Origin of the sequence: Streptomyces sp. NPDC048424, from assembly GCF_040651555.1 — a bacterium.
Lineage (GTDB): Bacteria > Actinomycetota > Actinomycetes > Streptomycetales > Streptomycetaceae > Streptomyces.
The window spans coordinates 1-25,378 of record NZ_JBEZKE010000002.1; the positions used below are offsets into that span (position 1 = coordinate 1).

Sequence of the window (25,378 nt, forward strand, 5' to 3'; positions counted from 1 at the left end):
AGCGGACCGGCGCCCGCACCGGCGGTCCGTCCCGCCCGATGACCGCGGTCCGTACGTACGGGTGGGTGGGACTGCGCACCGGTGGGCGCGGAAGGGGCCGGCCCCGCCCTGGTGGGCGTGGGCGCGCCGGGCTCCATCCCGGCGGGCGGGCCGGACTCCGTACGTACGGGCGGGTGGGACTGCGCACCGGTGGGCGCAGAAGGGGCCGGCCCCGCCCTGGTGGGCGTGGGCGCGCCGGGCTCCATCCCGGCGGGCGGGCCGGACTCCGTACGTACGGGTGGGTGGGACTGCGCACCGGTGGGCGCAGAAGGGGCCGGCTCCGCCCTGGTGGGCGTGGGCGCGCCGGGCTCCATCCCGGCGGGCGGGCCGGACTCCGTACGTACGGGCGGGCGGGACTGCGCACCGGTGGGCGCAGAAGGGGCCGGCTCCGCCCTGGTGGGCGTGGGCGCGCCGGACTCCGCGCCGGCTGGCGGGCGGGACTCCGTACCGGCGGGCGCGCCGGACTCCGCACCGGTGGGCGGGTGCGACTCGGCGCCGGTGGGCGCGGGTTCCGGGCCTGCGGGTGGGTGTGGCTCCGCGTCGGGCGGTGGACCGGACTCTGTGCCCGCCGGTGCCGGGCGTCGGGGTGGGGTGGGGTCCGACCAGCCGAGGTAGGCGCCGCAGTTGCCGCAGAAGTCGTCCGTCGCGCCGTTGGACGCTCCGCACACGGGACACGCACGCATCGTCGTCACCTTCCTTCACCCGCGGGCGGCCCCGGCAGGACCTCGACGCGGCAGACCGTGTGGACGGGGCACAGGGTGCGGACGAGGGCGCGGACCCGGTCCGCGTCGACCTCGTACGCCGCTCCCTCGCGCTGCGGCCACACCCGGATCAGGACCTCGTCGGCCGGCGGCGGGGGCAGGTCCGCGCCCGCCGTACGGGACCAGGTGGCCCCGCCGTCCCCGCTGACCTCGGCGGACACGCCCAGGACCAGCCGCAGGGCCTCGGTCAGGCCGCGCTTGGTGCCGCGCCAGCGGTGCAGTTCCACCGCGCGCGCCACCGCCTCGCGCCGCAGCGCGGTCGGCCACCGGGGGTCGTCGATGCCGCCCACCCAGGAGGCCAGCCAGGGCAGGAAGTCGGCCGGGGCGAGCCGGGGGTCGAAGTAGGAGGGCAGGTTGTCGAGGGTGGTGAACACCGGGGCCAGGACCGTGTCCAGGCCCGCCGTGAACCGCTGGGCGAAGTCGTCGTCGGCGTACAGCGCGGGCAGCTGTTCGCCGATCGGGTGCGGGCTGGGCAGCCCGGGGACGGCGGCCCGGCTCATCCGCGCACCCCCGGCTCCGGCTCGGTCACGACGACCTGGTGCTGGTAGGAGAAGACGAGCGCGCCCGCGCCGATGTCGAGCCGGTCGACGGGGGCGCCGCGCCGCCCGGTGATCGGGTCGGCGGCGAACATGCGGATGTCCTCCACCAGGACGTCCCCGATGGCGCGTTGCACCACGCCGAACACCTCGCCGTACTGCACGGGCCGCCCGAACGGCCAGCCGGCGCCGTCGGGTCCGCCGTGCAGCGGGTTGAGGTGGCGGAACAGCGCGGCGAGCGCCGCCTCGCGCACGCGGTCGGCGTCCGCGGCGGGCGCCGACAGCCGGGCGACGACGGTGACGCCCTGGTAGACGGGCGGTTCGACGACGAGGCGCGTGCCGATCAGGCGCCGTTCGTCGAGGGTGGTGGTGATCGCGGTGAGCACCTGGTCGGAGGGGATCAGCTGCTCGAAGCGGAGCCGGTCGTCGCCCTCGTCGGCCACCGCGTCCGGCACCACCAGGACGCGCACCGCGCCCGCGCCGGCGGAGCCGTCCGCGGCGGGCAGGCAGCGGACCCGGCGTACCGAGGGCGCCGCCTGGCGGGCGATGATCTCGTAGTCCTCGGCGGTCACCGCGCGCTCCTGCATGCGCAGGGTCTCCGGTGCCCGCAGCTTGGCGTTGTCGATGGTCTCCCCGGCGACGCCGCCGCGCGCGGCCTCCCGGTTGGTGACGCGGGCGACGTAGGGGACGGAGCTGCGCAGTACGGAGATCGCGCCGCGGGAGACGTTGCCCGCGGGGCCGCCGCCGGTGCGGTAGTGGGCCACGCGGACCTGGGAGCCCTTGGGCGGTACGGCGCCGCAGGCGCGCAGGGTGCCGTCGGCCTCGCGGAGCACCGGCGGGAAGCCGAACTCGCCGGTGGTGGCGTTCACGCGGACGTGCCGGTCGTCGGGGGCGGAGCGGCCGAAGTGGTCCACCACCTCCCAGCGCTGCCATCCCTCGGGCGAGGACACCTCCACCACCGGGGGTTCCCCGTCGAGGAGTACGGGCGGGCGGCCGAGCCGGAAGGTCTGCCCCGCCACCCCCTCCGAGGCGCCGAGCGGTACGTCGGTCACGCGCTCGGCGTGTTCCACGGTCATCGTGCCGCCGACGGTGAAGACGGCGGCCTCGCGCACGGTCGGGGACTCCGAGTAGAACGGCTGGCCGGGCTCGGGCTCGGTGACCCGGCAGCGCAGCCAGCCCGCGCGGGTGCCGCTGATCAGCGACGCGGTGTGTCCGGCCGGTACGTACACGATGATCTCGCCGGGCCGGTTGAGGCCGCCGGTGCTGTCGGAGTCGGTCTCGCAGTGCTGCCAGCGGCCGCCGTCCCACGCCTCCCACACCAGCGGGGGCTGGCGGGGGTCGACGCCGACGCCTTCGACGCGGCTGTCGAGGCGGACCGCGACCACGCAGCGCGGTACCGCCGTCGGCAGGCCGAACAGCAGGGCGTCGCCGGGTTCGGGCGTCGCCTGGAAGCACGGTATGTCGCGGCCCTCGGCGAGGGCGCCGGTGCGGTCGGTCTGGTCGCCGGTGCGCGGTGCGGTGACCAGGCGGGTCAACTCGCTGGGCACGATGCGCAGATCGTCGGTGGTCGCGAAGACCACGGCTTCCTCGGTCTCGCCGGCGGCGGTCGTCACCTCGGTGCCCGCGGGCAGCGTGAGCGTCTCGGGCTGTGGGGCGGACAGCCAGAAGTCGACGTCTGCGACGGCGGCCGAGGGCGGGTACAGCTGGATGTCCAACAGGTCCAGGAACGCCAGGTAGTTCTTGTCCGGGACCCGGTTCAGCCGGTACAGCAGCTGGTCCACGAGGTAGGCGAACGTCTCGATCAGGGTGACGCCCGGGTCGGAGACGTTGTGGTCGGTCCATTCCGGGGCGCGCTGCTGCACGTAGCGCTTCGCCTCGTCGACGAGTTGCTGGAACCGGCGGTCGTCCAGGTTGGGGGAGGGCAGGGCCATCAGTCCGCGACCATTTCCTCGGCCCCCTCCTCGGAGGGGATCGTGTAGAAGGGGAAGACCAGGTTGCGCCGGTCGTTGGTGGTGCGCACCGTGTAGTGCACATCGATGTAGAGGGTGCCCGCGTCGACGGCGTCGAAGGCCACGACGACCTCGTCGACCGCGATCCGGGGCTCCCAGCGCTCCAGGGCCTCGCGCACCTGCTGGGCGACCCGCCCGGCGGTGTCGCCGTCGCCGGGGGCGAAGACGTACTCGTGGATGCCGCAGCCGAATTCGGGGCGCATGGGCCGTTCGCCGGGGGCGGTGCCGAGGACCAGCCGGATGGCTTCTTCGAGCTCCCGTTCCCGTTCGACCATGGCGATCCCGCCGGTGGGTCCGACCCGCAGGGGGAACGCCCAGCCGCGTCCGATGAACCGTTCGCTCATCACACACCGCCGATCAGGACGGTGGGGGCGCCGGTGAGGATCATCGCGCCGCACGTGGTCTGGTCGCGGGCCCGGGCGGCGGGCAGCCCGCCGATGAGCACCGTGCCCGCGGCGAGCGCGGCCGGGTTCGGCATGATGACGTTGCCCGGGCCCAGCGCGGCGTGCGGCGGGACCACGCAGACGTGCAGGCTGCCGACGACGGCGGCGGGTTGGCCGCCGATCAGCACCGTCGCCACCGACGCGGCGGCGCCGGGTGGTGGCGTGGCGATCCGGCCACCGTGGTTGGTGGGGTCGCCGGTACGGGCTGCGGCTGGCATCGGTTCCTCCTCGGGAAGCGGTCGTGGTCCACGTGGCCGTGGTTCAAGCGGCTGTCGATGTACGTCAGTTGAGGCGGATGAGCCGGGCCTTGAGGGTGGCGAGCAGGCCGCCGTTGACGGTGACGTCCGCGGTTCCGTTCACCTTCACCGAGCGGCCGCCGATGCTGACCCCGGCGGTGCCGTCGATGTCCACCTGGCGGCCGGACACCTTCACCGTGCCCCGCCGGGCGTCCAGCGTGATGCCGGTCTTGTCCAGCAGGACCGAGGTCAGCGGGCGCCCCCGCCCCGCGTACACGGTGAGCTCGATGCGGTCCCGGCGGTCGTCCATGCGTACTTCGAGCCGTTCGTCCCCGGTCACCAGCCGCAGCCCGGAGGGGCCGGGCGCCGCCGCGTCGAGCAGCTCCACCCGGTGGCCCGAGCGCGACACGACCGACCGGCGGTTGACCTTCCCGCTGGTCTTGTCGATCAGCGGCACGTCGTGCGGGGAGGGCTGGTCCACACCGTTGTAGAGCCCGCCGATGACGTACGGGCTGTCGAGCAGACCCTGCTCGAAGCCGACGAGCACCTCGTCGTTGACCTCGGGGCTCACCACGCCGCCGCCGCCCTTGCCGCCCCACTGGACGGTGCGCACCCAGTCGGTGACGTACGTGTCGTCGAGCCAGGGGAACTTCAGCCGCACCGCCCCGCGCTGGGAGCCGTTCGGTTCGCGCACGTCGGTGACCACGCCGATCGCGAGACCCGGGATGCGCGGGCCGCGCCCCGGCGCGTTGGCGCCGGTCACCAGGCCGGCCAGGGAACGGTCGGGGCTGGAGCTGACCCACACGGTGGTGCGGTAGCCGCCGTGCGGCTCCAGGACGTGCTGTACGGCCGTCGCCGTGTAGCGGCCGGAGAACGCCTGCCCCACGTTGCCGAGCGCGATGGCCTTGCCGGCGCGCAGCAGCGGGTTCCCCTCGGCGACGGCCTCCAGCTCGCCGAAGCCGGAGCTGACCTCGTCCGCCGCCGCCTTCGCGACCGCGGTGGTCTCGGCCTGCGTACGGTACGGAGTGTCGGTGACGGCCACGGTCGACTTGCCGAAGCGGGCGGCGAGCTGGGGGCTGAGGCCCGGCACCACCGTGTCGCTGACCACGGACGGCTGCTCGGCGACCAGCGGCCGCTTGGTGGTCACGTCCCAGCCGCGCACCTGCACCTTGGAGGCGCCGTCGGCGGCCGACAGCGCGGCCCGCAGGGCGAGGAGGTTCCTCCCGTACTCCAGGACCATCGGATTGCGCACGGCCGACGTCGACGGGGCGGGCGCCCCGGACGCCTTCACGGGCCGGGTGAACTGGAGCAGCCCCTTGTCGTCGACGCGCACCTGCGCGCCGCTCTCGCCCGCGAGGAACTGGAGGAAGTCCCAGTCGGAGACGTTCGCCTGGGACAGCTGCTTGTACGTCACCGGCGCCGCCTCCACCTTCCCCACGGCGAGGCCCGCTCCGGCGGCCACCTTGCGGACGATGGCGGCGGCCGTCATGTTCCGGTACGCCACGACCTTGCGGCCGCGCTGGAGCCGGTGCGCCTTGGAGTAGGCGCGCACGACGGTGAACGAGCCGGTGCGGTCCCGGTCGATCTCCAGGGCCGTGACCTCGCCGTTGAACAGCCGTTCCCGCGCCTGCCCCTTCACGGTCATCACCGACACCCGCAGCGGGGAGCCGATGGTGATGCCGGTGGCGCGCAGGAACTCGTGGTCGGGGTCGCGGTAGGTGAGCACCGCGGTGTCCGGCAGGCCCACGTTCTCGTCGACCACGCAGTTCACCAGCTGAGCCGCCCAGATCTGCGGCAGTTCGCCGGGCGCTTCCACGATCGGGTCGGCCGCGAACGACCGGCCTCCGGATTCTGATCCGCTCACCGCTGCTCCTCCTCGCCGTGCTGGTCCTGCAGGGCCGGCACCACGAGTTCGGTGCCGGGGACGAGCGCGATCGGGTCGTCGATCCGGTTGGCCTCCGCGATGGCCCGCCAGGCCGTCGCGTCGCCGTACTCGCGCCAGGCGAGCATCGCCAGGCTGTCGCCCGCCACGACGATGTGCGTGCTGCGGGCGGTGCGTGCGCCGGAGGTCGGGTTCTGGCCCGGCGGGTCGACGCTCGCCTCCTCGATGGACAGCGAGCAGGTGGCCCGTAGCGGCTTGCCGTCCACGTCGAAGAGCGTGTACGACACCGACAGGTTCGACAGGACCCCGTCGAACGACGTCGTCCGCGCGCTGCCCCACTCGAAGCGCACCCAGGGGCTCGCCGGCTTCTTGCGGCCGAGGCTGGCCGGGGTCGGCACGCACGCCTTCATCAGCTTCTCCACCGCCTGCTCGACGGAGTTGTCGTGGGTGGCGGTGGCGTCCAGGAACACCTCCAGGCTCAGCGTGCGCGGACCGCTGCCCACGAACTCGGGCAGCGCCGACTGCCCGGCCATCCGGGACGGGGAGCGCCGCCACTCGGTGGTCTTGCCCAGTTGCAGGGTCGACGGGTTGAACTGGAGGTCGAGCTTCGCGATCGTCCCGCCCGGCTTGGCGCCGACCGAGGTCGGCGGCTCCTTGAGGGTGAGCTGGGCCCTGGCGCGGCTGGCGCGTGCCGATGAGGCCATGGCGTGGGCTCCCTTCCGGAGCGGGGACGAAGGACGGGACGGATACGGGCGGGCGGGTGCGGGTCGGTGCGGACGGGGGCGGGGCGGGGCGGGGCGGTCAGGAGGGCAGCAGGCCCTGGTGGGCGATCTCCAACGTCTCCACCGCGGCCGCGGAGTTGGCGGGGTCGAAGGAGGGCCCCTGCCACCGCACCGGGACGATCCCGAACACCTGCCAGCTGATGATCCGGCTCAGGTCGGGCCGCAGGGCCACGATCTCCCCGTCCTTCGGCTCGACCTTGCGCAGCGTCTCGTCCAGCCAGCGGCCGATCTTCGCCGTGTCGGCGGTGACGGGCCGGGTGAGGGTGATGTTCGACCAGGTCACGCGGCCCGGCAGCTGCCACGTGAAGCCGTTGTTGCCGCCCTCGGCGTAGCTCTCCATCTCGACTTCGGCGCCCATGCCGGAGCAGGTGTGGAAGGCGCCCAGGTCGTTGCCGCCGATCGCCAGCCGGAAGAACACGCTGGTCGCGAAGATGTTGTCGGTCATCGGTCCGTCGTCCGTTTCTCGTGCGTACGTGTTCTCAGCGACGGCCGTCGAAGGGCCGGCCCGCGCGTTCCCGGCCGCGCCGCAACTCGGTGCGCAGCAGGCGGGAGACCGGATCCAGCAGACGGCGCGCGAGATCGTCCAGATCGGCGTCGGGGACCTGCGGGGCGGTGTGCCGGTCGGCCGGGGCGGACCGGGAGCCGCCGCCACTGCCGCCCGGGCCGGAGCTGGTCGGCCCGGGGCCGGTCCGGGTGCCGCCCGGGGCGCGCTGCACCGGCGGCGGGCCCGCCGGCGCGGGGCCGGGCGGTGCCGGGGTGGGGGCGGCGGGGGCCGGTGTCCTCGGGCGTACGACGGGTACGGGCTGCGCCGGAGAAGCGGCCGGGGCCGGCTGCACCACGACCGGCGGTGCCTGCGGGCTCGTCACGGGGAGCGGAGTCGCCGCGGCGCGGGCGGGCGCCGAAGCGGGCGCGGGACGCGGGCCGGGCTCCGGGCGCACGACGTGCGGCGGGCGCGGGCCGTGGCCGCCGCGCGGCCCGTCCACCGCGGCGCGCTGGACCTGCTGCGGTGCGCCGGACGGGGCGGGCCAGCGCGCCGCCACCACGGGACGGCTCGCCGGGCGGGGAGCGGGCGCGGCCGCGCTCCCCATGTCACGGGTTCCGAGGGGCAGGGGCCGCGCCGCCAGGAGCTGGAGGGTCCGGGGCGCGGAGGGCGCTGCCGCGGCTTCGCCCGCGGTCTTGCCGGTGACCGAGCGGGCGACGACCAGCGGAACCGGGGCTGCCGCGGACCCGGAGGGCGCGGCGGGCGTGCCGCGCGTGGCGGATGTGGCAGTACGGCGCTGTACGGCGCCCGCCCCCAGCACGGGCGCCTGGCCGGCCGGAGCCGAGGCCGCCCCTTGCGCGAGTACGCGCTGGATGTCGGCGTTGGACATGGGCCGAGCCGCCGCCCGGGCCCGGGACGAGGGAGACACGGGCGGAGCCGCGCTCGGCGGCAGCGCGGCCAGCGGCGCGCCCAGCCCGGTGCGTACCCGCCGCGCGGAACGCCCCGCGGGCTCGGCGCCGGCCGAGGGCTCGGCCTGGCGCTGGACCATGGGCAAGGCCGGGGCGGGCGCGGGAGCCGGCGCGGGTCGGCCCGACGGGGTGGCCGTGGGCGGCAGCTCGGTGAGGGGAGCGCCGAGCGGCGCGCGGCTGCGCGCCCGCTGCACGGGCGTGTCGGGGCCGGCTGCGGGCTCCGCCTGGCGCTGCGGGGCGGGCCTCGGCCCTGCGCCGTCGGGCTCGGCCTGGCGCTGGACGATGGGCATCGCCGGGGCGGGCGCGGGGGTCTCCGACGGAGTGGCGGTGGGCGGGAGTTCCGTGCGCGGGGCGCCGAGCGGCGGGCGGGTTCCTGCACGCTGCACGGGCGTGTCCGAGGTGGCCGTGGGCTCGGCCTGCTTCGTCCCCGCGCTGTCGGAATCGGCCTGGCGCTGGACGATGGGCAGGGCCGGGGCAGGCGCAGGCGCCTGAGCTGCCGCCGGACGGTCCGACAGGGACGCCGTGGAGGGGAGTTCGGCGCGCGGGGCGCCGAGCGGCGAGCGGCTCTCCGCACGCTGCACGCCGGGCTTCGCCGGGGCGCCGGCCTTCTCCGGGCGGTGCTGCGGGGCGGGCGACGGCCGCGCGCTGTCGGGCTCGGCCTGGCGCTGGACCATGGGCATCGCTCGGGCAGGCGTGGGGGCCGCTGCGGGGCGGTCCGACGGCGTGGCCGTGGGCGGGAGTTCGGCGTGGGGGGCGCCGAGCGGCGGGCGGCTTCCCGCACGCTGCGCGGGCGCGTCCGAGGTGGCCGTGGGCTCGGCCCGGCGCTGCACGTTGGGCTTCGCCGGGGCGGCGGCCTTCTCCGTACGCTGCGCGGGCGTGTCCGAGGTGGCCGTGGCCTCGGCCTGGCGCTGCACCATCGGCATCCCCGGGGCGGGCGCGGGGGCCGTTGCCGGGCGCTCCGACGGGCGGGCCGTGGGCGGGAGTTCGGTGAGCGGGGCGCCGAGCGGCGGGCGGCTTCCCGTGCGCTGCACGGGCGTGTCGGGGCCGGCTGTGGGCTCCGTCTGGCGTTGCGCGCCGGGCTTCGGTCCTGCGCTGTCGGGCTCGGCCTGGCGCTGGACGATGGGCATGGCCGGGGTGGGCGCGGGGGCCGCTCCGGGGCGGTCCGACGGGCTTGCAGTGGGCGGGAGTTCGGCGTGGCGCTCACCGAGCGGCGCGCGGCTTCCCGCGCGCTGCACGGGCGTGTCGGGGCCGGCTGTGGGCTCCGTCTGGCGTTGCGCGCCGGGCTTCGGTCCTGCGCTGTCGGGCTCCGCCTGGCGCTGGACCATGGGCATCGCCGGGGTGGGCGCGGGGGACGCTCCGGGGCGGTCCGACGGGCTTGCAGTGGGCGGGAGTTCGGCGTGGGGGGCGCCGAGCGGCGCGCGGCCTCCCGCGCGCTGTACGGGCGTGTCCGAGGCGGCCGCAGCCGTGACCGGGGTCGGGGCCGGGGCCGTGGGTACGGGGGCCGGGAGGACGGCGGGCACGCGGCGCCTGGGTGTGGCGGGGACCCGGGCGACGGTCAGCGTGCGGCCGACGGCGCGCGGCCGGACCGCGGCGGGCGGCTCCTCGCCGGTGCGGCCGGGACGGGCCCCCGCGGCCGCCGGGGCGGACACGGACCGCTGGACGGGCGGACCCGACGGGGCCGGGGACGGGGCGGCACCTGCGGCCGACGCTCCCCGGGTCGCCGATGCGGCGGGGACCACCGCGATACGGCGGATCAGCGGGAACCGAGGGGGCGTCGGCGCACGATCGGGCGCGGCCGGGGGAACGGCCGCGCCGCCGCCCGTCGCCGCGGCCCGCTGTACGGCGGGAGCGGGCGTGCCGAGTGCGGCTGCGGAGTGCGCGGACGCGCCGCGCGTGCCGCGGCCGCCCGGACGGGACGACGTGGCACCGGACGGCGACGGGGCGTCGGGTCGGACGCGGCGCGCGATCCGCGGGGTGTCGCCCGCAGCGGGCGGCTCCGTTTCCTGCGGCTGCCGCAGCGCCCGCAGCAGCAGCGGGCCGCCGCCACTGGCGGTGGGCGCGGGGCCGGCTCCGGCCGGGCGGGTGACCCCGCGTACGAGACCGGCCGGGGCGGACGGCAGCACGGCGTGGCCGAGCCCGGTGTCGAACGACGGGTCGCGCCACGCGGCCAGGCCGGACCGGAAGGCCATCCCGTCGCTGACGCCGATGGCCGCGCGGGACACGGTCAGTACGGGCTGCGCCGTCATGCGCCAGCCGCCGTCCCAGTCGCCGGGTACACCGGTCTCCGGTGCGCCGCCGGCGTCCGGTGCGGCGGCCGCGCCGCCGGAGGGCGTGGACGGCTCCGCTGCCCGGCCGCTCGCGGCCTCCGGCACGGCGGTGCGCCGACGCAGCCTGTCCCGCCATGCCATGCGTTCAACCGCCTTCGTTCACACGGGTGTTGATTCGAGCTATCTCGGTGACCCATTCCTGGCGCTCGCCGTGGGTCAGGTCGAGGATCTCGTCGCGTTGCCAGTGGAAGTGGTAGGCGATGTACGCGATCTCCTCCCTGAGCCGGGGGAGGGCGTACGTCACGATTCCCCCAGGCGCCCACCGGACAGGTCGACCTCGAAGCCGCCTTCGCAGTGCGGGCAGGTGACCGCCGCGCGGGTGTGCCCCTCGCTGTTGACGCGCCGGTAGAAGTCCTGGAGGAACGCGACGTCGGTCGCGTACATCCGCTCGACGATCCCGGCGTGCACGTCGGTGATGGTGCCGAGCCGGGTGATCACCTGGCTGAGCAGCACCACGCTCAGGTACGCCGGGTTCTCCTTGACCCGCAGGTCGATCTGCGGGCGCAGTTCGTCGCGGGCGGTGGCCAGGCGCATCGAGCCGTGCCGGTGCACCGTGCCCGCTTCGTCCACGTACCCGCGCGGCAGCTCGAACTCGAACTCCGTCCGCAGGCCGTGGTCCTCGCGCGCCGCCGGAGCGGCGGCGGCCGGGGGCGCCGCCGCCTGCTCCGGGGCCGTCGTGGGCGCCGTGACCTGGAGGATCTCCTCCAGGCTTCCTGCCGTCACCGTACGACGTCTCATTCGACGATGATCTCCTCGAACACGATGGTCACGGACTCGGTGGCCGCGGCGGACTCGCCGGCCTTGAGGGAGGGGCCCTCCCACTTGGAGGCCCAGCCCTGCATCAGCTGGATGCGGCGGATGGTCGCGCCCGTGGAGTCCTTGATCTCGATGGTGAGGTTCTGCCGCGCGGTGTCGACGGCCCCGTTGTTCAGGGTCTCCTTGATCCACTTGGTGAACTCGCTGCTCTTGTCGAGTCCCCGGGTGATCGTGACCTCGCCGGCCTGGCGGGCGCCGGGCTGCTTGCGGATGATCTGCTTGCCCTCCGCGCTGACCTGGCGGACCTCGACGACCTCTTCCTCGACGGTCAGGCCGCTGATCTCCTGGATCGATTCGACCAGGTAACCACCGAGCTGGACGCCGAAGATATGGGTGGAAAGAGCATCGCCCTCTGCCATGACTGTCCTTCACCTTTCCTTGCTGCTGCGCTGCTGGTGCCGCTGACCGGCAGGGTCACTCGTCGACGAGGCTGGTGCTGTCGGAGAACTGGGCCAGCCGGAAGACCACGAACTCGGCGGGCTTGACCGGCGACACGCCGATCTCGCAGACCACGCGGCCCTGGTCGATCGACTCCTGCGGGTTGTTGTCGCGGTCGCACTTGACGTAGAACGCCTCCGCGGCCGTGCGGCCGAACAGCGCGCCGCGGCGCCACTCCTCGGTGAGGAACGCGGTGACGTTGCGCCGGATGCTGGACCAGAGCCGGTCGTCGTTGGGCTCGAAGACCACCCACTGGGTACCCAGGAGGATGGACTCCTCCAGGTAGTTGAAGAGGCGGCGCACGTTCAGGTAGCGCCAGGCCGGGTCGGAGGAGAGGGTGCGGGCGCCCCAGATCCGGATGCCCCGGCCGGGGAAGGCCCGTACGCAGTTCACGCCGATCGGGTTGAGCAGGTCCTGCTCGCCCTTGCTCAGGCGCAGTTCCAGGTCCACGGCGCCGCGGATCACCTCGTTGGCGGGGGCCTTGTGCACGCCGCGCTCGGCGTCGCTGCGCGCCCACACACCGGCGACGTGGCCGCTCGGCGGGACCGTCGTGTTGCGCCCGGCGGCCGGGTCGAAGACCTTCACCCACGGGTAGTAGAGGGTGGCGTAGCGGGAGTCGTAGCCCGCCTCGTCGTTGCGCCAGGTGCGCACCTGCTGGGCGGAGAGCCCGGGCGGGGTGTCCAGGACCGCCACGCGGTCGCCCATCTGCTCGCAGTGCGAGATCACCGCGAGCTGTACGGTGCGCACGCCCTCGGAGTCGATGTCGCCGCGCTGGTAGGCGCTCATCAGGTCCGGGACCGCGACCATGGTGATCTCGTCGATGGTCTCCAGGCCGGCGAACCCGGTGCGGGCGGCGGAGTCGCCGACGTACTCGGCGGGGTCGAGCCGGGCCACGCCGCCGCGGCCGGCCGGAGCGGGCGAGGTGGCGGGGGCGTCGGGCACGGCGACGGTCTGCCCGGCGGGCCGGGTCTGGGCCGCGCCCCGCTGCTCGGTGACCTCGATCAGCTTCGAGGCGCGGGCCTGGGTGACGAGGTAGCCCTTGACGTTCTTGCGGGCGGACACCTCGTAGGTCTCGGCCACCTGATCGCCCTGGCGGACCAGGACCTTGAAGCGGTCCTCGGGCGGGTTCTCGCCGTCCGAGTCGGTGATCTCCACGGACACGCCGGTGATGCCCGGCCGGGCGGTGATGACGAAGCCGCCGAGCTCGACGGGCTCCACGGCGCGGGGCTGGGGGGCGGAGCCCGCGGCGGCCGGTGCGGAGGAGTCCTGGGCCTGCCCGCCGATGCGGACGACGTAGGCGGCGCCGCCGCCGTTGGCGAAGTACCCGTAGACGGCGTGGGGCAGGTAGGTGCCCTCGGAGAAGCCGCCGAACCGCTGGGAGTACTGGTCCCAGCTGGTGACCAGAGTCGGCTCGTGGAACGGGCCGCTCTGGGCGAAGCCCACGAACGCGGCGACGGCGGTGCCGACCCCTTCGATCGGGCGAGCACCGGACTGCACCTCCTCCACGTACACGCCCGGGGTGAGGTACGTCGGCATGCTCGCTCCTTCGGGTTACGGCTCTGTGATCAGGCCTGATCAGGTCTGTCCACAGCCTTTCCGGAGGTCGCCCTCGTGGGCAGAGACGTTCGGCCCTGGCCGGGGGCAAGTGCGCTGCCCTCCTGGTCGCCCCCGCCGGACCGGCCAGGCAGCGCGCTCACACCTCCGTGATCTGCCCCAGGTACGGACCGAATTCGCTCTCCAGGACCAGGCGGCCGAGCTTGCGGTACTCCTGGGCGACCGCCGTCACCACCTGGCCCATGGTCAGCGGTTCGCCCGACGCGGCCGCGAAATAGGCGGCCGTCACGGCGCAGGCCCGGATCGAGCCTCCGGCCAGTTCGAAGCGGTCGGCGCAGAAGGCGAGGTCGAGGTCGCCGGCCCGGGGCAGCCGCCCGCCCAGGCACCGCTCCCAGAGGGCCAGGCGCTGGGCGGCGTCGGGCACGGGGAAGTCCGCGACCACGTCGAGGCGGCGGGTGAACGCCTCGTCGAGGTTGGCGCGCAGGTTGGTGGTGAGGATGGCGATGCCGTCGAAGGACTCCATCCGCTGGAGCAGGTACGCCGACTCCATGTTGGCGTGCTTGTCGTGGGCGTCCTTCACCTCCGAGCGCTTGCCGAAGATCGCGTCGGCCTCGTCGAACAGCAGGACCGCGTTGACGGCCGACGCCTCGGTGAAGATCCGCTCCAGGTTCTTCTCGGTCTCGCCGACGTACTTGTCCACAACGGTGGACAGGTCCACCACGTACAGGTCCATGCCCAGGTCGGCGGCCACCACCTCGGCGGACATGGTCTTGCCGGTGCCGGAGGACCCGGCGAACAGCGCGATCACCCCGCGGCCGCGCCCGCCGCCGGGCCGCATGCCCCACTGGCCGAGGACCTGGTCGCGGTGGCGGGCGCGCACCGCGAGTTCCCGCAGCCGGCGGTGGGTGGGGGCGGGCAGCACCAGGTCGTCCCAGCCGACCGCGGGCTCCACCCGGCGGGCGAGGCGGGCGAGCCCCGCGCCGTTCTGGGCCCGTACGGCGGTGCGCAGGTCGTCGGGGGAGACCGGGCGGCCGTCGAGTGCGGCGGTGCGTACCGCGGTGTCGGCGGCGCGCCGCAGCTGCCCGGCGTCGAGGCGGTGCGCGGACACGGACCGGGCGAGCGCGTCGGCGTCGCCGCCCGCGCCGTGTTCTCCGGCGGCCCGCTCCAGCGCGTGCCGCCAGCGGGTGGCGTGCCGGTCGGGGGTGGGGGCCGCCACCGTCAGGGTGACGGGGGTGGCGGCCGCCCAGGCGGGTTCCCAGCCGCTCGTTCCGTACGTGAACAGCGGGATGCCGCGCAGCACGGTGCACAGGGTGCGCAGCACGCGGGCCCGCTCGTCGGGTGGGTCGGGCAGTTCCTCCAGCGGCCCGAGCAGCACACCGGCGCCCGTCAGGCGGGCCTCGCGGGCTACGGCGCGGGCGAGTTCGGGCAGGGCGCGGGCGTGGTGGGCCAGTGCCCCCGCGTCCAGGGCCAGGGGGTTGCGCCCGCAGGCGTGCAGTGCGGCGACCGCGAGGCCCGCGGGATCGCCGCCGCGGGCCCGCAGGTGGACGTGGCGGGTGCCGTTGCCGGCCGCGGCGACGGCCCGGTCCAGCTCGGCCGGTTCGACGGCCGGGTCGTCGGCGGCCACGGCGAGCACGTCGGCGAGCCGCGGGTCGGGCGAGGCGTCGCCGAGCAGGTGGGCGGTGACCCGGTCCGGGACGGCCAGCACCCGTGACAGGGGCGGCCGTTCGGGTTCGGTGACCTCCAGCAGGCCGCCCGCGACGAGGGGTGCGGTGGGGGAGAGGCGGAACCGTGCGGTCGCCACGCCGGCACGGCCGCACAGTTCGAGGGCGAGGCCGACGGTGGGCCGGCGGCGCGTCAGGTCGTCGTTGAGGTAGCCGTAGAGCCGTTCGAAGCGGGCGTCCAGGTCGGGCGCCATGGCCACCAGGAGCAGGTCCACGTCGAGGGGCTCCAGCGCGAAGCGGGTGGCGAGGACGTCGAGCGGCGAGCCGGGTGGCGGCGTGTCCGGGGCGAGCGCGGGCAGGCCGGGGCCGTGCGGGCCGTCCAGGACGCGGGCGGCCGCGTCGGGCGTGAGGTACTGGCCCAGGTAGGGGTCGTCGGGGTCGGGATCGACGGCCCGGCGAAGCTCCACGGCCCGCCGTACCCGCTCCTCGACGAGCTGGAGCCGGGTCCACAGGTGGGGGGTGGTGTCGGCCGGGGCCGCGGGCGCGGCCTCCGGCGGGACGGTGTGCGTCACGGCTGGCGTTCTCCCCGTCGGCGGCGCGCGGGTACGTTCGGCCGGGGCCGGGAGCCGCCGAAGCCCTCCGGTCCCGGCTCGTTCAGCCCGACGTAGCGCAGGCGGCGCCGGCCCTCGGTCCCGTCCGGGTCGGACGTGTCCGCTGCGGTCCCCTCCGCCGCGGTCCCGTCCGCTTCGGACCGGTCCGGATCGACCTGCGGTACGGAATTCACGACGAGCCCCTCGGTGACCGGCGGGGCCGTGATCGTGCTGATGCCGGCCAGCGGCGCCTTCACGCGCAGCCCGAGGGACGGCTTCAGGTCGCCGCCCAGCGCCGACCACACGTCGGAGGCGGCGGGTGCGTCCATGCCGGTGCCGCCCGCGTCCACGTCGATGATGTGGCCGAGTTCGGCGAGCGTGCCGGTGAGCAGGCGCGGGGGCAGCGTGTCGGTGTTCACGAGGCAGGAGAGCACCTGGGAGAGCAGCCGGTGCTCGTCCTGCGGCCTGCTCGCCCACGCGGTGACCAGGTACGTCAGCTCGAACCAGCGCGGCGGGGTGCGGCGCGCGACGACGAAACCGTCCGCGTCGTACACCTCGCCCGCGCCGCTGCCGCGCCGGGTGTGGTCCTCGCGGATGTCGTACAGGAACACGCAGACCGTGGGCGCGCTGCGGCGGGCCGCCCAGTCGCTCGTGGGGGCGTCGAACACCACCTCGATGCCCGACGCCTCCAGGCCGGACTCCGCCAGCAGCCGGCGCAGCCCCTCGTCGACTTCGTGGATCATCGGCGGGTCACCTCGTCGGGCGGCTGCACCGAGCCGCTGACCACGAGGAAGTCGGTCTGCACCGGCGAGAAGCCGGGGCCGCTCGCGGTGATGGTGCGGGGGCCCGTCTGGTCCTTGGCCAGGATCAGCAGCTGGCCGATGAACGTGCCGTCGCGCTGCGGGAACGTCGGTGCCGCGGCCGCCGTGATGCCCGGCTTCCACGCGAACCGCACCGGCACGCCGGGCGGGAAGTCCTCGCCGCGCACCGAGGTGACGAAGCCGGGCTTGCCGATCGGCGGCACGGCGACGATGCGCGGCTGGAGGATGCGCAGTTGCTGCTGGGCGGTGTTGTCGCCGGGGTCGGCGTCCGTGCCCGTCGTGGTCAGGTTGCCGGTCACCTGGGCGGTGAGCGCCTTGTCGGGGTTGAGGACGACCCGCAGGACGGTCCGGGCGCCCGGAGCCAGGTCGGGCAGGGAGCAGTCCCCGTTCGCGTTGCAGCCCGGCGGCATCCCGGCGCTCGGTATGCCCTGCGGGAGGCCGATGCGCAGCCGCAGGCCGGTGGCCAGGGCGTTGCGGCCGTTGCGGACGGTGTACGTGACGACGACGCGGCCGCCTACGTAGCCGGGGTTCGGCTGCGCCGTGATGCTCAGCCCGGGGCCGGCCGGGGGCGCGGGCGGCTCCGGCTGCGGCGCGGGCGTCGTCGGCGGGGCCGGGGTCGGCGGTGCCGGGGTGGGAGTCGGCGGGGTGGGGGTCGGCTTCGGGGGTACGGGTGCCTCGCGCACCGGCACCACGGTCCGTCCGGAGTTGTCGCTGGGGCGGGGGTCGATCACGGTGCCGGTGACCGACCAGTCCACCGGCTGGTCCCCGGGGGTGACGCCGGTGAGGGTGACGGTCACCGGGACGGTGGTGCCGGGTCGGACCACGCCCAGGGCGCAGGTCAGCGCGGCCGCGTCACAGGTGGCGCCGGGCGCGGTGAGCGCGGTGACGCTCACGCCGAGCGGGGGCGAGACGGTCAGCCGGGTTCCGGGCGAGGCCGCGGGGCCCTGGTTGACGACGTCCACGCGGACGGTGGCGGAGCCGCCGACGGTGAGCGGCGCGCCCTTCTCGGGTGCCCGTACCGCGAGGTCGACGGACTGCTGGACGCCGGGTTCCTTCTGGCGGCCCGGGAGGCCGGTGACGAGCAGGGTGTGGTCGCCGGAGGCCACGTCGACGAGCTTCAGCTTCTCCGGGCTGTTGGGGGCCCGGGAGCCGCGGGCGCTGAGCACCAGGCTCTTGCCGTCGGCGGTCCACGCGGCGTCGCGGGGCTGGAACGGTCCCTTGGCCGTGGGCTCGGGCAGTTCCCGGCCGCAGGCCCCCGGCACGTCGCGGGCGGCGTCGGGCAGCAGGACCCGGCAGGATCCGCCGGCCGCGGAGGCGAGCAGGATGCCGCTGCGCTCGTCGACGCGGCCGCCGCCGTTCTTGCGGTTGAAGGCGATGGTGGTGCCGTCGGGTGAGAACGCCGGGCTGTCGTCGATGACTTCGCAGGCGCCGAAGCAGATCGTGGCGCTCAGGTCGCGCTGCCGGTCCAGGTGGTCCACGGGCACGGTCCAGACGTGCTTGTTGCCGCCGTTGCCGTTGATCACGAGGTTGCGGGTGAAGGCCAGGGTCGTGCCGTCGGAGGACCAGCTGGGCTGGGCGTCGCCGCCCGCGGCCTGGCCGGCGGGCGGGGCGATCTCGCCGCGGATCGCGCCGGTGGCGGCGTCCGCGATGAGGATGCGCGCGGGGCCCGCGGCGCCGCCGACCCCGCCGGGCGAGGTCCGGGTGAAGGCCAGGAGCTTGCCGTCGGGGGAGAACGTCGGGTCGGTGTCCCAGTCCTTGGGGCCGCGGCCGGCGAGCGGCAGGGCCGCCTCGTTGGTGCCGTCGGCGTCCGCCATCCAGATCCGCTGGATCCGGGCCTCGGGCTTGCCCTCGAAGCGGGTCAGCACGATCCGGCGCCCGTCGGGCGTGTAGTTCTGCCGCTCGGTCCACGGGTCGGAGCCGGGGGCGGGCTGGAACAGCGGGTCCTTGGCCGGGTCGGTGTTGGTGTCGGCCGCCGGATCCTCCTTGAGGATTTCCAGGCCGAGGTCGCGGGGATCGGAGCCGTCCATCCGGGCGTCCTGCAGGGTCGCCACGTGCGGTCCGGCGGCCGAGGTCCGCTCGACCACGACGCCGCCGCCGGTCAGCGGACCGATCCAGGTGGGCGAGCCGACCTCGCGGTCCTCGCTGAGCACCAGCTGGGGCGTGTCCGCCGAGTGCGCGGGCACCCGGAAGACGTGGTCCCAGTCGCCCTTGCAGTCACAGGTGCGGTCGGGGCTGAGGAAGAGCACACCGTTCCCGTCGGGCAGCCACGCTGCCCCGCGGGTACGCCAGTTCGCCTGGGCGCCCGCCAGCAGCGGACCGCCGCCGCGCCCGTCGGTCCAGCGCAGGCGGGGCCCGGCCGAGTCGCCGGTGGTCGGGGTGGCGGTGTAGGCGATCACGTCCCGGTTCGCCTTGTCGTCCACCGGGTTCCACACGGGCTCGGTGGACGTGCCGTTCGCGGGGTCGGTGACGCGGGTGGCGGCGCCGCCCCGCAGGGGACGTACGTAGACCTGCCGGCCGGCGGCCCCGTCGCTGTCGGAGGAGTACGCCAGGCGGCCGCCCTCCGGCGAGACCGTCGGGTGCTCCTCGTTCGCGGGGGAGTCGGTCAGCCGGGTGAGGCCGGTGCCGTCGGTGCGCACCAGCCACAGGTCGCGCTGGATGCCGCCGGCGGGGGCGGGCTGGGCCGAGTCGAAGACGACGGAGCGGCCGTCCGGGGTCAGCCGGGGGTTCGCCGCGTCGAGGCCGCTGGTCAGGCGCCGTACCGAGCCGTCCGCGGCGCGCAGGTAGACCTGCGGGGTCTTCTCGTCGCGGCGGCCGGCGAAGACCAACTGGTCGCCCAGCGCGGAGGGCTGGGTGTCCAGGTGGGCCGGGCCCTCACCGAACAGCGGTGTGCTGGACGCGTCGGAAGCCACCCGGCCCAGGCTCCGGTGGCGCGTACCGGCGTACACGACCCGGCCGTCACCGGCGTCGGCCGCCAGGGGGCGCGCCTCGGCGTCGCCCGGGCCGGTGGCCGCCGTCACCGCGAGCAAGGGCACCAGCAGCAGCAGCGGCGCGCCGGCCCTCCCCCAGCGGCGTCGACGACTGCCGGAGCCACCCGTGCCCATCACGGTCCACCTCACAGTCCGGTACAGCATTCACGTATGACCTCGTCACCCTGGTGCCCGGCGGGTGCGGCCGGCAGGGCCGCGGGGCCGCACCCGGGGGAAGCGCGCGGTGCGCTTTCGGGCAGTGGGGGGTGCGGCCCGCCCGGGCCGCAGGGCCGCCGGCTCCCGTGCACGGGGTCAGATCAGCCCGTTGCGCAGGGCGTAGCCGACCGCATGGGTGCGGTTGCGCAGGTGCAGCCGCGTGATGATCTCGTGCAGCACGTTCTTGACGGTCCGTTCGGAGTACGAGGTCTTGCGCGCGATCTCCGAGGTGTCCAGGCCCTCCGACACCAGGCGCAGCATGTCGGCCTCGCGCGAGGTCAGGGTGGACAGGGACACGGCGTGCGGGTCGAGCGTGGAACGCTGCAGGCTGCCCACGTGGTCGAGGAGTTTCGCGAGCAGGTCGCCGGGCAGTACTCCCTCGCCGTTGGCTATCGCCAGGACCAGGCGCAGGAGCCGGTCCTGGTCGGCCTCGGTGCGCCGCAGCACCGCGGTGACCCCGCATTCGATGGCGCGCTGCAGGGCGTCCCCCGATTCGAACGTGCCGACCACGAGGCCCGTGCGGGTGCCGGAGTTGTGCCGCAGCCGGTACAGCAGGGCGGCCGTCTCGTCGTCCACGCTGTCCACGGCGACGAGGGACACCTGTGCGTCGTCGGCGTCGGCGAGGTCGACGAGTTCGATCTCGGGTCGCTGGCGCAGCTGGTGGACGACTCCGACGTGCAGGACCGGGTCCGGTGCATACACGGCCACGGTGACCCGTTCGCCGGCGCCGGATGAGGAGGCGGATCGGTTGTTCTCAGGCTCGGTCATGTGTGTCGTACCTGTTCCGTGATGCGTATGTGGGGTTACGGATGGATGGGAAGGGTCAACGAGTGATTCGGTGCGGGGAGTTGGTGGGCGTCCGCGGGGGCACCGGGGCTGCCCGGGGCGTTGCCCTCGCGTCCGTGGAAGTGGCCGGAGCGGCGCCGTAGCGTCGTGGCGTGATATCCCCAGCAGCCTCTTCCAGCCCTGGCGCGCCCGGCCTCGACATCCCGCCGGTTTCCGTGACGCCTGGCGGTACCGCATCCACGAGCCTGACCGTCCGCAACGACAGCGACATCGTCGAGGCGTACCGCCTGGAGGTCGTCGGCGACTGCGCTGCCTGGGCCACGGTGGAGCCCGAGCGCGTCTCCCTCTACCCCGGTACCTCGGAAACGGTGACGATCCGGCTGGCGCCGCCCCGTTCGCCGCAGGTGCGGGCGGGCGACGTGCCGCTCGCCGTGCGCGTGCTGCCCACCGAGCAGCCCGAGGCCGTGCGGGTCCCCGAGACCACCGTGCACGTCGAGGAGTTCCGGGAGCTCAGGGCTGAGAGCGCTCCCAAACGGCGCCGCGGCTGGCTGCGCGGACGCTATCGACTGGCCGTGCGCAACGAGGGCAACTGCCCGGTACAGCTGGGCTTCACGCCCGCCCAGCCGGGCGAGGAGCTGAAGTTCGCCTTCGCCCCCGCGACGCAGAAGCTGGAGCCGGGGGAGTCGGCCGAGGTGGGACTGCGGGTCCGCACCGGCAAGCCGGTGTGGTTCGGGACCCCGGTGACCTGGCCCTTCACCGTGGACGTGGCCGAGGTCGAAGCCGTAGCGGAAGCCCGTGACGGAGACAGTGGCAGCGGCAGTGGCGGTGCCCGTGAGGAGGGCGCGGAGCGGCCGGAGTCGGAGCGCGTCCGGGTGACGCTGGACGCGGAGTTCGTCCAGATCCCGATCTTCCCGAGGTGGCTGCTCGCGGTACTGGCCGCACTGCTCGCCCTGCTGCTGGCCTGGTTCCTGCTGGTCCGCCCGGCCGTGCGCAGTACGGCGAAGGAGGCCGCCGAGGCGGTCCAGAAGAAGCCCACGCCCAGTGCGGACCTGAACGGGCAGACCCCGGTGACCGGCGACGGCAAGCAGCCGGCCGGCGGGGGCAAGGGCACCCAGCCCGGTGCGGGCGGAGCCGGTACGGGAACCGGCACCGGTACGGGAACGGGCGGCGGCGGGGGCGGTACGGGAGGCGGAGGCCAGCAGAGCTCGGCCACCATCGACCTGCAGACCGGCGCCGGACAGTCCAAGACCGGCACCTACACGGTGCCCGCGGGCAAGGCCTTCGGCATCACGGACATCGTCGTCGCGAACTTCCAGGGCGACGAAGGAGTGGTGACCATCGACTTCGGCGACCGCAAGATCACGACGATCGCGCTGGAGACGTTCCGCAACCAGGACTACCACTGGGTCACCCCCATCAGCATCACCGAGAGCCAGACTGTGACCGTGCAGGTGACCTGTGCGAAGCCGGGCACCCCGGCCACCGGCCGTCAGGCGCAGGAATGTCACGAGGTGCTCAACGTGAGCGGTGTGTTGAGCGACCTCCGGTGACCCGAGCGGCACGGCCATAGTCGGTCAGGTTGCACGCCGGGGCAAAGGGGGCCTTTGCCCCGGCGTCCGGAAATCGATACTTCCGAGTGCCGATCAAGTGTTTTTCGTACGACTGCGCGCTTTCGTTTCCACAGTGCCTGGAACGGTTAACCCCGGTACGCACGGCATGAGTTGACGGAGCGCCAAAGATGGCTTGATTTCGACTCTGTCTTTTGGTCCGATCAGTGCGTGGGGACCCCCACCTGCTGACCGGACTCCAGGACCACCGTGGCCGCGCCGAGGTCGACCGTATTCGGCAGCATCGCCTGCGGCCGCAGCAGGTCCTTCAGGAGAAAACGCATCAGATCGGCGCCGGACATCGCCTTGAGCCGGTCCGCGAGCCGAGGGTTCACCGCTTCGAGGCGCTGGATCTCCACGACGGCCCGCTCCACCAGACCCGGCACGATGTCCCGCCCCATCAGGGTGTTGGACCGCAGCCGCTCCGAATGGACCTGCTCCTGCGCACCGCCTCCGTAGGTCATGGTGCTGTGCTCGTCCGACAGCGCCTGGGTCGTGGAGAACATGATCTGGCCCCGGCGCTCCTGGTCCGGCTCGTTGCCCATCGCCCCGATGACCGCCTCCATGTCCAGCTGGTCGGCCGCGGCCCGCGCGCCGATGTCGAACTTCCTTACCGGCAGCGTGAATCCGGGGGAGAAGTCCTCCTCGCGGGTGTTCAGCTTGCTCTCCGTCCGCGCCGGGTCCTCGGGCCTCGCCCGTACGGTGGGGTACTCGCGCTGCGCGAAGTCGCTGAGCATCAGCCAGCCCTGGCTCATCAAGGGGGACTGTGCGAGCGGGATCTGGATGCGGGCCGGTTCGTCGTCGCCGCTGAACCGCGTCCCCCGGAACGGGCTGTCCTCCACCTCCAGGAAGAAGAAGACGAAGCCCTCGTCGGCCAGGACGTGCTTGTCGTACGCCTCCGAGTTGTTCGGCGCGTCCGGGTCCGCCCTGAGCAGCTCGGTCTTCGACTTCATCTGCCCCTGGGCGACCATCGCCTCGGCCCGGGCCCTGCCCGTGTAGTGGCACAGCACGCTCCGCTGGAGCGCGTTCGTCAGCTTCGTCCGGACGTCGGGCACCCAGTTTCGGCCACCCTGGCCCCCGGCGATCTCCTTGGCCATCCCCGCCCGGTTGAGCTCCGACAGCTCGCGGAAGTAGCTGGGCCCGTGCATGCGGAAGGCGGCCGCGCTGTCGGCCCACTGCGCCTGCTGCCACAGCATGCCGTTCCGGGTCATCGCGCTGAACGGCTCCCCCGCCTCCTCGGGGAACTCGGCGTCGCGGACGAGCTGGTCGTTCACCAGCAGCAGTTCGGCCTTGACGATCTCCAGCGCGGCGGTCAGCCAGGGCTTGACGGCCGGCGGCGCGTCCTCCGCCGCCGGGGCGACGTCCTGCGTCAGGCGCGACAGCGTGATCATGCAGTGCATGGGGTCGCGGACGGGATCGCTGTCGTACGCGGCGATGGCCGACCGCGCCCGCGCCACCGACGGGTCCGCCGGCGGCGGGTTGCGCGCCATCAGCCGGCCCAGCAGCCCTCCGGGGCGCGGCGGGTCGGCCGGCAGCGTGGGACCGAGTTCCTCGGGCCCCTTGCGCTGGACGACGGCCCGCCCGCCGGCTCCCGGCGCGTGCGCGCCCTGCCCGCCGTGTTCCGCACGGGCGGCGCGCTGGACGGGCGCCGGACCGGCCATGGCCCGGCTCGCGTTGGCCTCGGCCTCCCGCTCGAAGCGGTCGCCCGGGTCGCTGACCCGCAGCCCGTGGCCCGTGTCCGTCCCCGAGACCGACCCCTGCCGCTGCTGGATCACATGGGTGAGCTCGTGGGCGGAGGGTGTGCCGGTCAGCGCCACCGGCCCCGAGGACGACGTCCCTGCCGGAGGTGTACGCCCGGGCCCCGATCTCGGCCGCGGACCGCTGCGCCAGGGGACCGGAGTGCACCCGTACGTCGGAGAAGTCGGCGCCGAGCCGGCTCTCCATCTCCTCGCGCAGCGGCCCGTCGAGGGGCCGTCCGGGCGAGCGGAGCACCTCGTGCGCGGCCGCCGGCCGGCCCGCCGCGTCCTCGCGCCCGGTGCCGGCGCCGTGGCTCGCCGCGAGCATGCGCGTCACCGCCGCGTTGCCCACGGTCCGCTGGAGCGCCGTCAGTGTTTGCGGGGCGGGAGGGGCGGGAGCGGGGGCCGGACCGACGCCGTCCTTGGCGGCATCGGCTGCTGCCTTGTCACGAGCGGGGATACGCATGGGGCGTGCCTCTCGGGAGGTGTCGCGGGACGTGCACCTGCCTATCCGGGGCGATCCACCGGGCGGGATGCCCCTTCGGGCACACCCGGGGGAAGCCCACCTGTTCCCGGGCGCCCGGACAGGACCTGGCGCCTGGCATATTGCGCAGAAACCTGCACCGGATCGCGGCGGTCACACGGATGTGGAGCCGTTCTCCGCCCGGCTCGAATGACCGTGCACGACACGGCGCGAAGGCCGGTCCGGCAGCGCCCGGCCGTGACAATCTGCTGGCCAGCACAAGGCTTTGGAGCGGAAGAGAGCACGTCCCGTGGGTGTCACTGTCAATCCCACCGTCAGCAGGCGCCGACTGGGTTCGGAGCTGCGCCGGCTCCGGGAGGTCAGCGGTATGACGACGCAGCAGGTGGCGGCGAGCCTGCTGATTTCCCAGCCCAAGATCAGTCTGCTGGAGAACGGCCGGCGCCTCATCAAGCCGCGTGACGTCCGGGACCTCTGCGGGCTGTACGGGGTCCGGGACCAGCGGCGCGTCGACCAACTGATGCAACTGGCCCGCGAATCGGGCCGGCAGGGCTGGTGGAACGCCTACGACGACATCCCGTACGGCGCCTACATCGGCCTGGAGGCCGAGGCCGCCACGATCCGTGTCTACGAGCCCTTGGTGATCCCCGGACTGCTCCAGACCGCCGCCTACGCGCGGGCGGTCATCGCAGGAACGATCCCTCAAGCGACTGCCGAACAGGCCGCCACACGCCTCCGGGTGCGGATGCGGCGCCAGGACCGGCTGTGCGAGCCGGGCAACCCGCTGCGCTTATGGGTCGTGCTGGACGAATCGGCGCTGCGGCGCGTGGTGGGCGGCCGCGAGGTCATGTGCGAGCAGTTGGACCACGTGACCCGCCTCGGCGCCCAGCCGCACGTCACCGTTCAGGTTCTCCCCCACTGCGCGGGTGCGCACCCGGGCGTCTCGGGACCGTTCTCGCTGATCGAGTTCGCCGATTCCACGGACGCGACCGTGGTGTACCTGGAGAGGTTCACCAGTGACCTTTATCTGGAAAAACGATCCGACGTGCGGCGCTACAGCGACATGTACGCGCACTTGCAGGCCCGGGCGCTGAGCCCGGACAGCACCCGGAGCTTCCTCGAGGAAGTCATCGAGGCGCATGCGGGCACGGAGTTCCCGGCCGGGCGCCGATGAGCCCCTGGACGGCGCGTCCAGGGGCTCGGTCACCGAGGGGCGGACCGGATGGGGAAACGGTCACGCCT

18 protein-coding genes and 1 pseudogene are annotated in these 25,378 nt (G+C 74.6%); 2 read left to right on the top strand and 17 right to left on the bottom strand.

Features of this window, described 5'->3' with window-relative positions; genetic code table 11:
- Positions 1–727: 727 nt before the first annotated feature.
- The 16 genes from AB0D29_RS02485 to AB0D29_RS02560 all read right to left on the bottom strand — a co-directional run bounded on the left by AB0D29_RS02485 (position 728) and on the right by AB0D29_RS02560 (position 20,294).
- Positions 728–1,300: a phage tail protein gene (locus AB0D29_RS02485; protein ID WP_362851807.1), complete on the bottom strand. Its 573-nt coding sequence runs from the start codon at positions 1,298–1,300 to the stop codon at positions 728–730.
- Complete coding sequence (locus AB0D29_RS02490) at positions 1,297–3,267, bottom strand: putative baseplate assembly protein (protein ID WP_362851808.1); 1,971 nt, start codon at positions 3,265–3,267, stop codon at positions 1,297–1,299. The genes AB0D29_RS02485 and AB0D29_RS02490 overlap by 4 nt, the downstream gene beginning before the upstream one ends.
- Complete coding sequence (locus AB0D29_RS02495) at positions 3,267–3,689, bottom strand: GPW/gp25 family protein (protein ID WP_030388067.1); 423 nt, start codon at positions 3,687–3,689, stop codon at positions 3,267–3,269. Before AB0D29_RS02495 ends, AB0D29_RS02490 begins: the two co-directional genes overlap by 1 nt.
- The gene (locus AB0D29_RS02500) at positions 3,689–4,006 is read right to left on the bottom strand and encodes a PAAR domain-containing protein (protein WP_362851809.1); all 318 of its coding nucleotides are present in this window, start codon (positions 4,004–4,006) and stop codon (positions 3,689–3,691) included. The genes AB0D29_RS02495 and AB0D29_RS02500 overlap by 1 nt, the downstream gene beginning before the upstream one ends.
- A 64-nt stretch (positions 4,007–4,070) precedes the next feature.
- On the bottom strand, positions 4,071–5,888 hold the full coding sequence (locus tag AB0D29_RS02505; RefSeq protein ID WP_362851810.1) for a VgrG-related protein: 1,818 nt from the start codon (positions 5,886–5,888) through the stop codon (positions 4,071–4,073).
- Positions 5,885–6,610, bottom strand: coding sequence for a LysM peptidoglycan-binding domain-containing protein (locus AB0D29_RS02510; protein ID WP_362851811.1), 726 nt, complete (start codon positions 6,608–6,610; stop codon positions 5,885–5,887). Before AB0D29_RS02510 ends, AB0D29_RS02505 begins: the two co-directional genes overlap by 4 nt.
- A gap of 97 nt (positions 6,611–6,707) precedes the next feature.
- Positions 6,708–7,133: a phage tail protein gene (locus AB0D29_RS02515; RefSeq protein WP_362851812.1), complete on the bottom strand. Its 426-nt coding sequence runs from the start codon at positions 7,131–7,133 to the stop codon at positions 6,708–6,710.
- A 34-nt stretch (positions 7,134–7,167) separates the two neighbouring features.
- Positions 7,168–10,545, bottom strand: a complete 3,378-nt coding sequence (locus tag AB0D29_RS02520) for a hypothetical protein (RefSeq protein WP_362851813.1) — start codon at positions 10,543–10,545, stop codon at positions 7,168–7,170.
- 4 nt (positions 10,546–10,549) lie between these two features.
- Positions 10,550–10,708 (bottom strand): DUF6760 family protein, encoded by a 159-nt coding sequence (locus tag AB0D29_RS02525; RefSeq protein WP_167739575.1) that lies wholly within the window; start codon positions 10,706–10,708, stop codon positions 10,550–10,552.
- The gene (locus tag AB0D29_RS02530; protein WP_362807430.1) at positions 10,705–11,202 is read right to left on the bottom strand and encodes a hypothetical protein; all 498 of its coding nucleotides are present in this window, start codon (positions 11,200–11,202) and stop codon (positions 10,705–10,707) included. Before AB0D29_RS02530 ends, AB0D29_RS02525 begins: the two co-directional genes overlap by 4 nt.
- Positions 11,199–11,639, bottom strand: coding sequence for a phage tail protein (locus AB0D29_RS02535; protein ID WP_030031999.1), 441 nt, complete (start codon positions 11,637–11,639; stop codon positions 11,199–11,201). Before AB0D29_RS02535 ends, AB0D29_RS02530 begins: the two co-directional genes overlap by 4 nt.
- A 55-nt stretch (positions 11,640–11,694) precedes the next feature.
- Complete coding sequence (locus AB0D29_RS02540; protein WP_362851814.1) at positions 11,695–13,254, bottom strand: phage tail sheath family protein; 1,560 nt, start codon at positions 13,252–13,254, stop codon at positions 11,695–11,697.
- A 157-nt stretch (positions 13,255–13,411) separates the two neighbouring features.
- The gene (locus tag AB0D29_RS02545) at positions 13,412–15,505 is read right to left on the bottom strand and encodes an ATP-binding protein (RefSeq protein WP_362851815.1); all 2,094 of its coding nucleotides are present in this window, start codon (positions 15,503–15,505) and stop codon (positions 13,412–13,414) included.
- Entirely contained in the window at positions 15,502–16,266 is a 765-nt protein-coding gene (locus AB0D29_RS02550) for a DUF4255 domain-containing protein (RefSeq protein ID WP_362851816.1), read from the bottom strand. Before AB0D29_RS02550 ends, AB0D29_RS02545 begins: the two co-directional genes overlap by 4 nt.
- On the bottom strand, positions 16,263–19,445 hold the full coding sequence (locus tag AB0D29_RS02555) for a hypothetical protein (RefSeq protein ID WP_362851817.1): 3,183 nt from the start codon (positions 19,443–19,445) through the stop codon (positions 16,263–16,265). Before AB0D29_RS02555 ends, AB0D29_RS02550 begins: the two co-directional genes overlap by 4 nt.
- 177 nt (positions 19,446–19,622) lie before the next feature.
- On the bottom strand, positions 19,623–20,294 hold the full coding sequence (locus tag AB0D29_RS02560; RefSeq protein ID WP_362851818.1) for a response regulator transcription factor: 672 nt from the start codon (positions 20,292–20,294) through the stop codon (positions 19,623–19,625).
- A 170-nt stretch (positions 20,295–20,464) separates the two neighbouring features.
- Between AB0D29_RS02560 and AB0D29_RS02565 the strand changes: the two genes are divergently transcribed.
- Positions 20,465–21,862: a hydrolytic protein gene (locus AB0D29_RS02565; RefSeq protein WP_362851819.1), complete on the top strand. Its 1,398-nt coding sequence runs from the start codon at positions 20,465–20,467 to the stop codon at positions 21,860–21,862.
- A gap of 1,712 nt (positions 21,863–23,574) precedes the next feature.
- On the opposite strand, the pseudogene AB0D29_RS02570 reads toward AB0D29_RS02565, so the two are convergent.
- Positions 23,575–23,983 (bottom strand): annotated as a pseudogene (locus tag AB0D29_RS02570) (DUF4157 domain-containing protein); the annotation flags it as partial.
- Positions 23,984–24,428: 445 nt separating this feature from the next.
- Here AB0D29_RS02570 and AB0D29_RS02575 point away from each other — a divergent pair.
- Positions 24,429–25,310 carry a helix-turn-helix transcriptional regulator gene (locus AB0D29_RS02575; RefSeq protein WP_362851820.1) on the top strand — a complete coding sequence of 294 codons (882 nt, stop codon included), beginning with the start codon at positions 24,429–24,431 and terminating at the stop codon, positions 25,308–25,310.
- The last annotated feature ends 68 nt before the right edge of the window (positions 25,311–25,378 follow it).